Source organism: Lutibacter flavus (assembly GCF_900188355.1).
GTDB classification, from domain to species: Bacteria; Bacteroidota; Bacteroidia; order Flavobacteriales; family Flavobacteriaceae; genus Lutibacter; species Lutibacter flavus.
Genome location: NZ_FZNX01000001.1, coordinates 1,046,690 through 1,058,374, shown reverse-complemented (window position 1 = coordinate 1,058,374; position 11,685 = coordinate 1,046,690). Strand labels below are relative to the sequence as shown.

Genomic DNA, 11,685 nt, shown 5'->3' with positions numbered 1-11,685 from the left:
CCGTTTATTCGGGTTAATTTTGATTAATTGCTTGAAGGAAAATAATTTGAGCTTCTTACTTCAATAATTTCTTGCATATCCCTGTCATAAACTAGTTCAGTAAAAAATCCATCAATCATATAAAAAATGATATATTCATTTTCATTTTGTTGAATATCTAAAAATCTCCCGTCAGTAAAAACAGTTGCTTTTCTATCATACTCATTTAGTAAGTTAAAATCATGTAAAGTCATAATAGTTAGTTTTTTATCAAATCTAAAAGAATAATAAATCAGCTTGTTTTATATTAGATAAGTTGATTATTTCTGAAGACGAGTAGTAGTTTACTATCGATGAATGGAAAATAACTTGGGCGAAGGATTGTTTAATGAACAATATTAGAATGAAAGAAGGTACGGGTTTTGATGAAGGTATATAAGGAATAACTTCAAAATTATAATAATTTCTTGTTTTTTTTCAATACAGTAACACAATTCAATAAATAGCTAATCAATAACATAACAACTAAATGGTTTAGTTTATGAGGTATGATTATCTAAAAAGAAGGCAATACTAAAAACCGTTTTTAGTTGTTCGTTATGACTTAGCCTATTAAAATGATATAAAGTCATCCGCTTTTTTAGTGTGATAAAAAAGAATTTATTTATTTTTTTTCATCTCTAATTGCTAAGGCAAAACCTAAGCCAAAAAGAAGAGTTATTAGTGCAGCGAAATATGGAATAAAATCAATCATTTTTTAGTGTTATTAATTAGTTTTAGATAAATTCCAAATGCTAATATTGAAGGAACCCATAGTCCAATAAAAGTTGCGTGTGAATGTTCTCCTTGAAAATAGAGTACTTCGGCAAATATCAACGCTAATAAAGCAGCAATTAATAACAGTTTGTCTGCAATTGTAAATTTTTTAAACATATTTTTATCTTTAGCTTGTTGTGAATATATAGATTTTATTTCACATTTCTATTGTTAATTAAGTTTTGGCTACTTATTAGACCATTTTAATTAAGCTTTTATTGCGATTTGTTTTTACGCTTTAGATAATTAAATAGTATGTGCACCAATTAAATTTACTGCAAACTATTTTGAAATAAAGAAATAGGAATACTATTTTCCTGTTTTTAAATTTTGAATTTTTGTTTCAAAATGTATCCTGATGTTTCCTGATGTTTCCACGTGTTTCAGTTTCTCTCCAACGTCCGCCAAATTAAAATCATTTTGATTTTATCTGGATACGAGGTACAATAAAGGTACATTTTTAATCAAAACGGTACAGAAATTTACAAAAATGGAAATGTCAAAAACGTAAAAAAGGTGTTGATAACTATGGGTTTTTGGGTGATTTTTTATGTAAAATTTTGGAAATTATTTACCGATACAGAAATTAGCAAAAATATTACCTAACAGATCTTCGGTAGTAACTTCACCCGTAATTTCACCAAGGTGGAAAAGTGCTTGGCGAATGTCAATGGCAAATAAGTCGGTACTTATGTTTTGGTCAATTCCTTTTTGTACTTCTTTAATGGAAGTATAAGCATTGTTTAAGGCTTCAAAATGACGAGAATTACTCACAATGGTTTCGTTATTACTTAAAGCACCTTTGTTAACCAAATGGGTTAGGGTATTGGTAAGCTCATGAATCCCTGTTTTTTCTTTTGCAGATAAAATAATCAGGTTAGAAAATTGAGTTTTAAGATTCGTTATTTCAGTATCTGAAAGTAAATCTGCTTTGTTAATAATGGTTAAAATATTCTTGGTTGGGTATTTATCTTTTAATTCTGAAATATTTTTTTGAAGGTCATCAACTTTTGAGGCATCTACTAAATGGAGTACTAATTGCGCCTTTTCTATATTTTCAAAGGTTTTTTTAATTCCAATATTTTCAACAAAATCTTTTGTTTCTCTAATACCAGCGGTATCAATAAAACGATACGCAATTCCTTCAATACTTATATCGTCTTCAATGGCATCTCTGGTAGTTCCTGCAATATGACTAACAATTGCCTTTTCTTCGTTTAATAATGCGTTTAATAATGTTGATTTTCCAACATTTGGTTCGCCAACTATTGCAACTGGAATTCCGTTTTTAAGCACGTTTCCTAAGGCGAATGAATCAATTAATCGCTTTAAAACAGCACTAATTTTAGTTACTAAATTATTGAATTCAGTTCTATCGGCAAATTCAACATCTTCTTCTGCAAAATCCAATTCCAACTCAATTAAACTGGCAAAATTTAATAACTGCTGACGTAAATTTTCAATTTCGGTACTAAATCCACCACGCATTTGTTGCAAAGCAACCTGATGTGATGCTGCAGAATTTGAGGCTATTAAATCGGCCACAGCTTCTGCCTGACTTAAGTCCATTTTACCATTTAAAAAAGCACGTAAAGTAAATTCACCTGGATCTGCATTACGAACTCCATTTTTTATAAAGAGCTGTATTATTTCCTGTTGAATATAAACCGAACCATGACAGTTAATTTCAATTACATTTTCACCGGTATACGATTGTGGGTTTTTAAAAACAGATATTAAAACTTCATCAATAATTCTATCGTTTTCTATAATATTACCTAAATGTATTGTGTGAGATTTAACGTTGGTGAGTTCTTTTTTTCCAAATTTAGATTTGAAAAACTGATTTACAATTTCAATGGATTTTTCACCTGATAATCTTATAACTGCAATTGCTCCAACACCTGATGGAGTTGCTAAGGCAATAATTGTATCGTTTGGAATTGTATTCATTGGTGCAAAAATAAGATATTTTTAGTTGTTGAATCAAAAATTTAGTGATAGGTTTTTTAGCCAACAGCCAACAGCCAACAGCCAACAGCCAACAGCCAACAGCCAACAGCCAACAGCCAACAGCCAAAAGCCAACAGCTAACAACCAACCACTAATAAATAGCCTGTTTTATAAAATCTTCAAAGTCTTCATAAAATTCTTCAAACTGATGCATAGCTTCATTAAAAAATAGAAATGCCCCTTGCCACGTGTTTTTATTATGAATGTTAAATTCTCCGTTGTATTTTACATAAATTCTATGAATAATTTTTCCGCTTTCCAATAGATAAAGTTCATCAAAAATAACATCGGGTAAATAATCTTCAGTTAGATTACTTTTTAATTCTAAAACCTGATCAAAAAGTAATTCATTTTTAGTTCTGTCAAACGATTCAATATCCAAACAAACCAATGCTTGTTTTTTATCGGCAACAAATTTAAAGCTGAAATCTTTTATTTTGGTATTATACAACAACCATTTTCTTGGAAAGGATTTTCCAAAACTGGTCCAAAATAGTTTTCTTAATGCTGCCGATTCTTCTTTACTGTACATTTATCCGTGAATGGTTTCTGAAGTTCCTAAATCTTTCATTATTTCAGCTTCATACTCTAATAAATCGTTCCATTTTTTATCTACTTCTTTTCGATCGCCAAATTTTCTGGCAAAGCCTAAAAACAGCGTATAGTGGTTTGCTTCTGAAACCATTAAATCTCTGTAAAATTTAGCCAACTCTTTATCCTCAATATGCTCTGATAGTAACCTGAAACGCTCACAGCTTCTTGCTTCAATAAGTCCGGCGTATAACAAACGATGTACTAATTGCGTAGTTCTGCTACCACCTTTAGGAAAAAATTTCAACAATTTATTTACGTATAAATCCTTTCTATCGTGCCCTAATTTTATGTTGCGTTTTAGCAACCTTTCATGAACCATTTTAAAATGACTCATTTCTTCTTTTACTAATGAAACCATTTCTGTCACTAAATCAGAATATTCTGGAAAGCTCATTATTAATGAATTGGCAGTAGATGCTGCTTTTAATTCACAATGGGCATGGTCTATTAATATTTCGTCAATATTTTTTTCTGCAATATTTACCCAACGCGGATCGGTTGGAAGTTTTAAGCCTAACATTATGTATCAAATTTAAATTTAAGATCTTCTAAGCTAATTTCACCACCAACTAAAGTTATAATGTCTCCAAGTCGCATTCTGGTATACCCGTGCGAAACTAATAGTTGGCCTTTTCTCTTTATTGAAAGTACTAAAACATCGGATGGCAAACGTAAATCTCGTAAGCGCATTCCGTGAATGTCTTCGTTTCTAATTTCAACATCCATAGAGTCTTGTCCTTCATCCATTCCTAATAACAATGAAGTTGCATTAGGAGAACGTACAAAATGATCTAACAAGCTAACAATTGCTGTAGCCGGTTCTATAATTAGCGTACCAAGCTTATGAAATTTATCGAAATTTTCACGTTTATTCAACCTAACGATTACCTCTTTAGTTCCAATATGTTCATAAATAAGTTCAGCTAGTTTATAATTATCTTCATCTGAAAGCATTAAAATAATAGCTTCTGTTTTTTCTAATGCTAATTTTTTAATACCGGTTAAACTGATAGAAGTTAGTTCAATTACTTCAAAATCTTTTACAACTTTTTCCTGTTTTCTATCAACATTAATAATTCTGGTATCCCATTTATTTCTTTGTAATTGATTAGCGAGTGCTATTGATTGATCTTCCAAACCAAAAATAACAGCATCTCTTGTACCGTCAAATTCAGGAATTTTTGAACGTAAATGGCTTTCTTTTACATAATTTAATGACCACTTAAATAATGGCGGTCCAACTAATTGATTTAAAACAATAATAGCAATTACGATAGCTTCAAATTGTTGTCCCCAAACAGGGAATTCATTAGAAATTATTGTTGCTAAACCTAATGCTACACCTGCTTGTGTTAAATAGGGCATCCAGGCAATTAACGCATATTTCTTGGGGTCTTTTGCGGCATAAACACCAAAAACGCCACCAAAAAACATAGTTATTAATCGTAAAAAGAACAATGCAACAGCAACTCCAAAAACACTTATTAATGTTTGTATGGATAATGAAGCACCGGTTAAGGTGAAAAATATAATATAAATTAACGGACTTATATCATCCAATACTTCAGAAAATTCAATTCTATGTTTACTGTAATTTGTTAAAGCAAAACTTCCAATGATGCAAATTAAAAGAGGCTCTAATCTAAATTCATGATGAAAGTACTCAAAAGATTTTAATTTTATAAAATGTGAAAAAGCATAAACACTAAAGCCTATTATTAAAATTATAAACCCTTTAAGTTTTATGTCAAGCTTGGTTGCAAAAGGAATTTGCAATATTTTTCCTAATAAAAATCCGATACTAAATGAAGCAATTAACTCAAAAAACAGGATTACAAAAAATAAAACGCCTGTTTCTTCATCATTAATCAGGGCTTTTGCAACTGATAAACAAACAGCAAATAAAATTATTACCAAAACATCTTTTAAAACGGTAACACCCATTACAGTTTTTGTAAATGGTCCGTTTGCTCGCATTTCATTAATAACAGCAATTGCAGAAGATGGTGAGCGCGCAACAAAAATAGTTGCAAACAATATAGAAATTCCAATTTTATGGCTAGCCGGTTGGTTCGTCATAAATGGAATTTGATCTGCAATAAAATAAATTACGATTGAACTCATAACAAATGTGATTACAAGTTGCCCAAGAGTCATCCATTTTATACTGTTGATTCTACTTCTAAGTTCATTAAGATACAATTCAGATCCGGCAGAAAATGCGATAATTGCTAATGCAATTTCATTTAAAAAATTTAGCCTGTCTAATGCATCTGGAGGGATAAAATTTAAAACTGAAGAGCCTGCAACAATCCCTGTAATTATTAACCCTGTAATTAGGGGGAATTTTATTTTTTGAAAAACTTTTGCTATCTCATTTGCTGCAAGTGCAACAATAAAAAAACCAATTAAAAAAGTTAACAGAATTTTAATGTCCAAATTTCATAATTTTAACTGCTAATATAAGTAATTGCAGTTTATAATTAGAATGGATTATATATCTAAATCAAAAGTTTTTCTGAATAGTTCCATAGCACTATTTTTTTCTTTCAATTTTTGATATTTTTCTTGTGGTGTATATGCGAATTTCTTAGTATGTACTTCGTTTACATCAATAATTAGTTCAATTTTATAATTATTAAGCTGTACTCTAATATATTTTAATAAAGAATATTTAACACCTTCAACTTGCGATTTCATTAAATGATTTGGAAGTTCAAAATGAATATTGCCGTCCTTTAATGTTGGGTCGTTCGCTTTTAAAACTGAAACCACACTTTTTTTACCTTTTTCTAATAAAGATTGTGTATGTTTTTTCCATAATGCAATCATTTCTTTTTCAGTAAAAGGATCTGATGGTAAGCCATCTACCTGATCGTAATCTACTTCAATTTCATCCAGTTTCTTTTTATCATGAATGCTTTTTAATGAGAGTCCGGAGCGTCTTCGTTCTCTTGGATTGGAAAGAACTGGTTTTGGAATTTCAGGTTTTATTGGAGCGCTTGGCTTTTTTAAGTGAATTTCGGGTTTAGTTGCTTCAACTTTAGGTTTTACCATTATAGGTTTGGCTAAAGTTCTTCGTTTTCCTTTCGTTTGAAAATGAATGGCTGCAATTATGTAAGGTTTGCTATTTTTTTTTTCTCCATCAAAAGTGATAGAGGCTAATTGCATTAAAGTTAATTCTACTAACAACCGCTGATTTTTACTGCTCTTAAATTTTAGATCACAATCATTAGCCATATCAATTGCCTGTAACAGAAAACGAACATCGCTTTTTTCGGATTGCTTTAAGTACTTCTTTTTAGCATTATCACCAACTTCTAATAAGTCGATTGTTATTTTATCTTTTGAAACTAATAAGTCTCTAAAATGAGAAGCCAAACCACTTATAAAATGATGCCCTTCAAATCCTTTTGACAAAATACTATTGAAATGAACTAAAACTTCTGGTATTTTATTTTCTAAAATTAAGTCAGTTGTAATAAAATACTCGTCGTAATCTAAAACATTTAAGTTTTCTGTAACTGCTTTACGTGTTAATTCTTTACCCGAAAAACTTACAACACGGTCAAAAATTGATAAAGCATCACGCATTGCTCCATCTGCTTTTTGAGCAATTATGTGTAAGGCATCGTCATCCGCATTTATATTTTCACTTGCGGCAATTTTAACTAAATATTCCTTCGCGTCTAATACTCCGATTCGTTTAAAATCAAATATTTGACAACGAGAAAGTATGGTTGGTATTATTTTATGTTTTTCTGTAGTTGCTAAAATAAAAATAGCGTGCGGTGGTGGTTCCTCCAATGTTTTTAGGAAAGCATTAAAAGCTGCCTGTGATAACATGTGAACCTCATCAATTATATATACTTTGTATTTACCAGTTTGTGGCGGAATTCTAACCTGATCGGTTAAACTTCTAATATCATCAACCGAATTATTTGATGCAGCATCTAATTCAAAGATATTAAAAGCGAAATCTTCATCATCTAAATTCTCTGACGCATTTTCGTTTATTTTTTTAGCTAAAATTCTGGCACATGTAGTTTTTCCAACTCCACGTGGGCCTGTAAATAACAAAGCTTGTGCTAAATGGTTATTTTTTATAGCATTTTCAAGCGTATTTGTAATCGCTTTTTGCCCAACAACATCCGCAAAAGTTTGAGGTCTGTATTTACGAGCTGATACTATAAATTGTTCCATTTATTTAATATTGGTTGTTTTACAAAAATAGAAAAACCAATGGTTTATTTAAAATTAAACTAATATTTAATTATAAGTTTTTAAGTAAATAATTACAACATAACAGTTTAGGGGTTTAATTAACTTTAAATTAATAAATAACCACTATTTATTGAATAATTATCTAGGATTATCTGGATAAATTTTGTTGTATAAATGAATGTACTTTTTAATAATTTCGAACCTCTTTGGCTTCATTGTAGGGGTTAATAAATCATTATCAATTCCCCAAACATCTGGAGTAAGCTCAAATCTTTTTATTGTTTCCCATTTTCCGAAATTCTCATTTCCTTTATCAATTTCTAATTGAATACGCGCTATAACATGAGGGTTTTCAATTAAATCCTGATTATTTCCTGGAATTGGTTCATGATGAATTTTTGCCCAATCACGTAAAAATTGAAAATTTGGTTGAATTATAGCAGCAGGCATTTTTTGACCTTCTCCAATAACTAAAATCTGTTCAATAAATCTTGATTGTTTCATTTCATTTTCAAGAAGGTTAGGAGCTATATATTTTCCACCGGAAGTTTTAAAAATTTCTTTTTTTCTTCCCGTTATTTTAATAAAACCTTCTGAATCAATCTCACCTTTATCGCCGGTATGAAAATAATCGCCAGACATTACATTTGCCGTTCTATCTGGGTCTTTATAATAACCTAGCATAACATTTGGACCTTTTACTAAAATTTCTCCGTCTTTAGCAATTTTCACATCTACATGTGCAATTGGTTTTCCAACAGTTCCAATTTTCATCATTCCGTCTTTATACATATTCACGGATATTACTGGAGATGTTTCAGTAAGTCCATACCCTTCCATAATTTCCATTTTAGCTGCTGTAAAAACTTTAGCTAAACGCGGTTGTAAGGCTGCGCTTCCAGATACCATTGTAGTTAGTTCACCTCCTAATGCTTCACGCCATTTGCTGAAAATTAATTTATTGGCCAGTTTTAATTGTGTTTCGTACCACCAACCATTTTTTCCATAAGGTTCATATCTTAAACCTAAATCAACTGCCCAAAAGAATAACATTTTTTTTATTCCTTTTAATTCTGATCCTTTTGAAATAATACCATCGTATACTTTTTCTAATAACCTTGGTACTACCGACATTAAATTAGGATGCACTTCTTTTATATTAACACCAATTTTTTCGATGCTTTCTGCAAAATAAATAGAAGTTCCAGAATATTGATATAGGTAATGCAACATGCGTTCAAAAATATGGCAAACAGGCAAGAAACTTAATGTTCTTCCACTTCCTAAAGTTAAAGGCAATCTAGGAAAGCTATCGAGAACATTGGTAACTACATTGTTATGAGATAACATAACACCTTTTGGCCTACCAGTAGTTCCAGAGGTATAAATAATTGTTGCTAAATCGTTTGGACTAACACTTTCTTTAATTGAATCAACTTTGGCTTGAAGACTTTCATCTTTTCCTAATTCTAATACTTCAGTCCAGTTTTTACATTCTTTAAATTCATCAAAAGAGTAAATTTCTTTTAAAGTGGATACATTTTTACTTACAGCAATTGCTTTGTCATATAATTCTTTATCTGATAAAAAGCAATGAGTTACTTCTGCATGGTTAAAAATATATTCATAATCTTCTTTAGAAATAGTTGGGTAAATAGGAATGCTAATTGCTCCAATTTGCAATATTGCTAAATCTAAAATATTCCATTCTGTTCTATTATTGGATGATATAACAGCAATTTTATCTCCAGGCTTTACACCAAGTTTTAAAAGCCCTCGGCTTAATTCATTTCCTTTGTTAACAAAATCTTTGGTTGAAGTAGCAACCCATTCATTATTATATTTGGTACAAAAAGCAATATCTAAATTGTAATTTTCGAGTTGGTAATACGCAAAATCGAATAATCTGGTGATTTCTTTTGGCATTTGTTATTATTTAATTGAGGGAGCACAAAGTATAAAAATTATAGTTAATTTACAAGACCCATAAAAATAACGGTTGTTAAATTAACTATCGTAAATTTTATCGTGTAAATTTTTATATTTTTTTAATATTTCTCTTCTTTTCATTTTCAATGTTGGTGTTAATAACCCATTATCTACACTCCAAATTTCTGATGTAAGTTCAAAAGCTTTTATTTGTTCCCATTTTCCAAAAGAACTATTGGCTTTATCAATTTCTTTTTGAATTCGTTTTTTTACTTTTTTCTTACCTATTAATACCTCGTTAGAATTATTAAAGGTTAAATTTTTTCTTTTTGCCCATTCAACTAAAAATTCAAAATGTGGTTGAATGATAGCTGCAGGCATTTTTTTACTTTCTCCAATAATCATTACTTGTTCTATAAAACGAGATTCTTTTAGTTTACCTTCGAGCACGGCAGGAGCAATATATTTTCCGCCAGAAGTTTTAAACATTTCTTTTTTACGGTCTGTAATTTTCAGGAAACCATCTTGATCTAATTCGCCAATATCTCCGGTGTGGAGCCAATTATTAATAATTGTTTTATTTGTAAGGGTTGCGTTTTTATAATAACCCATCATTATATTTGAACCTTTTACTAAAATTTCTCCATCTTCAGCAATTTTAACTTCAATACCATCCATAACTTTTCCAACAGTACCAATTTTAAAACAGTAATTTCTAAAATCATTTACTGATATTCCTGGTGAAGTTTCGGTCATACCATACCCTTCAAAAACGGGAATTCCTGCTGCAGTAAAAATTTTAATTAATAGCGGTTGCATTGGAGCACTTCCAGTTACTAAAAATTTTATATTTCCTCCTAGGGCTTCACGCCATTTGCTAAAAACTAGTTTTTTTGCAATACTAAGTTGAAAATGGTACCACCAACCATTTTCTTTATAAGGTTTGTACTTTTTCCCTAAATCTAAGGACCAAAAGAAAAGTAATTTTTTTATACCTGATAAGTTACTTCCTTTATCTACAATTTTATCGTAAATTTTTTCTAAAAGCCTTGGTACTACGGGAATAAAATGTGGTTTTACTTCTTTTAAATTTTTACCTAACTTTTCTATTGATTCTGCAAAATAAATTTCGAAACCCATTAGTTGATAATAATACAATGCAAAACGTTCAAAAATGTGGCAAACGGGTAAATAGCTCAGTACTTTATAAGATCCCGGTTGAAAGTCTAATGCCTTAGCACTCACAATGGTGTTTTCAACAATGTTTTTATGCGAAAGCATCACTCCTTTTGGAGTGCCTGTTGTACCAGAAGTATAAATAATAGTAGCTAGATTTTCAGGTAAAACGCATTTTTTTAATTCATCTACTTCATTTTGATTAGAGGTATCTTTACCTAATTCTAAAAGAAATTCCCAACTTGAGATATCATTTATAATATCAAATGAATAGATAGCTGTTAAATGTGTTTTATCTTTTATTTTTGAAACTTTTTCAGCCAAATCTTTATCAGAAACAAAACACAAAACAGCATCTGAATGATTGATAATATATTGATAATCTGAACTGGAAATAGTAGGGTATAAAGGAACATTAACAGCTCCAATTTGTAAAATGGCAATGTCTAAAATACTCCATTCAACTCTATTGGTTGATGTAACAACAGCAATTTTATCATTGGGTTTTATTCCCAAACGAAGTAATGCTCTACTTATAATATTTGCTTGTTCTAAATAGTTTTGGGTTGAAGTGGCAATCCATTCATTGTCAACCTTTGTGTTAAATAATTTTGATTGTGGATTTAATTCCAATTGCTGATAAGCGAAGTCAAATAAGCGTGTTGGTTTATTAGTCATGTATAAAAATAGAATTTGAATATTGGAAATTTAGGAATTAAAATATGAATTTACAAAAAAGCTTTTAGAATTATAAAAATGGTGTAAAAAAAGTCAATATTATATAATTTTCTAGCTAGTTTAATATTTTTCGTTTTAATGTGGAATTATTAATAAAATGATAAAAAATTCCGAAAAATGAAATTTTGCGCTATTAAATTCAAGTTTTAAGTTGAAATTACTAATGTTTAAGTAATCACAATTACCTAAGATAGATGCTATATTAACTTTTTTTAA

The 11,685-nt window shown here is 30.0% G+C and carries 9 protein-coding genes; all 9 read right to left on the bottom strand.

All coding sequences use genetic code 11. The annotated features are described in order from the left end of the window. Positions 1-23: 23 nt before the first annotated feature. Positions 24-233: a hypothetical protein gene (locus CHB63_RS04630; RefSeq protein ID WP_089377231.1), complete on the bottom strand. Its 210-nt coding sequence runs from the start codon at positions 231-233 to the stop codon at positions 24-26. Positions 234-729: 496 nt separating this feature from the next. After that, entirely contained in the window at positions 730-912 is a 183-nt protein-coding gene (locus tag CHB63_RS04625; protein WP_089377230.1) for a hypothetical protein, read from the bottom strand. Between the two features lie 450 nt (positions 913-1,362). Further along, positions 1,363-2,748, bottom strand: a complete 1,386-nt coding sequence (mnmE, locus tag CHB63_RS04620) for a tRNA uridine-5-carboxymethylaminomethyl(34) synthesis GTPase MnmE (protein WP_089377229.1) — start codon at positions 2,746-2,748, stop codon at positions 1,363-1,365. Between the two features lie 151 nt (positions 2,749-2,899). Continuing rightward, positions 2,900-3,340, bottom strand: coding sequence for a DUF4268 domain-containing protein (locus CHB63_RS04615; RefSeq protein ID WP_089377228.1), 441 nt, complete (start codon positions 3,338-3,340; stop codon positions 2,900-2,902). Beyond that, on the bottom strand, positions 3,341-3,922 hold the full coding sequence (gene miaE / locus CHB63_RS04610; protein WP_089377227.1) for a tRNA-(ms[2]io[6]A)-hydroxylase: 582 nt from the start codon (positions 3,920-3,922) through the stop codon (positions 3,341-3,343). Further along, on the bottom strand, positions 3,922-5,841 hold the full coding sequence (locus CHB63_RS04605) for a cation:proton antiporter domain-containing protein (protein ID WP_089377226.1): 1,920 nt from the start codon (positions 5,839-5,841) through the stop codon (positions 3,922-3,924). The genes miaE and CHB63_RS04605 overlap by 1 nt, the downstream gene beginning before the upstream one ends. A gap of 54 nt (positions 5,842-5,895) precedes the next feature. Next, positions 5,896-7,605, bottom strand: coding sequence for a DNA polymerase III subunit gamma/tau (gene dnaX, locus CHB63_RS04600; protein WP_089377225.1), 1,710 nt, complete (start codon positions 7,603-7,605; stop codon positions 5,896-5,898). Between the two features lie 159 nt (positions 7,606-7,764). After that, a complete protein-coding gene (locus tag CHB63_RS04595) occupies positions 7,765-9,552 on the bottom strand; it encodes an AMP-dependent synthetase/ligase (RefSeq protein WP_089377224.1) in 1,788 nt (595 codons plus the stop codon). Positions 9,553-9,633: 81 nt separating this feature from the next. Then, positions 9,634-11,409 carry an AMP-dependent synthetase/ligase gene (locus CHB63_RS04590; protein WP_089377223.1) on the bottom strand — a complete coding sequence of 592 codons (1,776 nt, stop codon included), beginning with the start codon at positions 11,407-11,409 and terminating at the stop codon, positions 9,634-9,636. Positions 11,410-11,685: the final 276 nt, after the last annotated feature.

What these genes read in the sequence shown, in the direction of transcription:
- CHB63_RS04630 (WP_089377231.1), bottom strand. Translation starts at nt 233, where the DNA reads ATGACTTTACATGATTTTAACTTACTAAATGAGTATGATAGAAAAGCA.
- CHB63_RS04625 (WP_089377230.1), bottom strand. Translation starts at nt 912, where the DNA reads ATGTTTAAAAAATTTACAATTGCAGACAAACTGTTATTAATTGCTGCT.
- mnmE (WP_089377229.1), bottom strand. Translation starts at nt 2,748, where the DNA reads ATGAATACAATTCCAAACGATACAATTATTGCCTTAGCAACTCCATCA.
- CHB63_RS04615 (WP_089377228.1), bottom strand. Translation starts at nt 3,340, where the DNA reads ATGTACAGTAAAGAAGAATCGGCAGCATTAAGAAAACTATTTTGGACC.
- miaE (WP_089377227.1), bottom strand. Translation starts at nt 3,922, where the DNA reads ATGTTAGGCTTAAAACTTCCAACCGATCCGCGTTGGGTAAATATTGCA.
- dnaX (WP_089377225.1), bottom strand. Translation starts at nt 7,605, where the DNA reads ATGGAACAATTTATAGTATCAGCTCGTAAATACAGACCTCAAACTTTT.
- CHB63_RS04595 (WP_089377224.1), bottom strand. Translation starts at nt 9,552, where the DNA reads ATGCCAAAAGAAATCACCAGATTATTCGATTTTGCGTATTACCAACTC.
- CHB63_RS04590 (WP_089377223.1), bottom strand. Translation starts at nt 11,409, where the DNA reads ATGACTAATAAACCAACACGCTTATTTGACTTCGCTTATCAGCAATTG.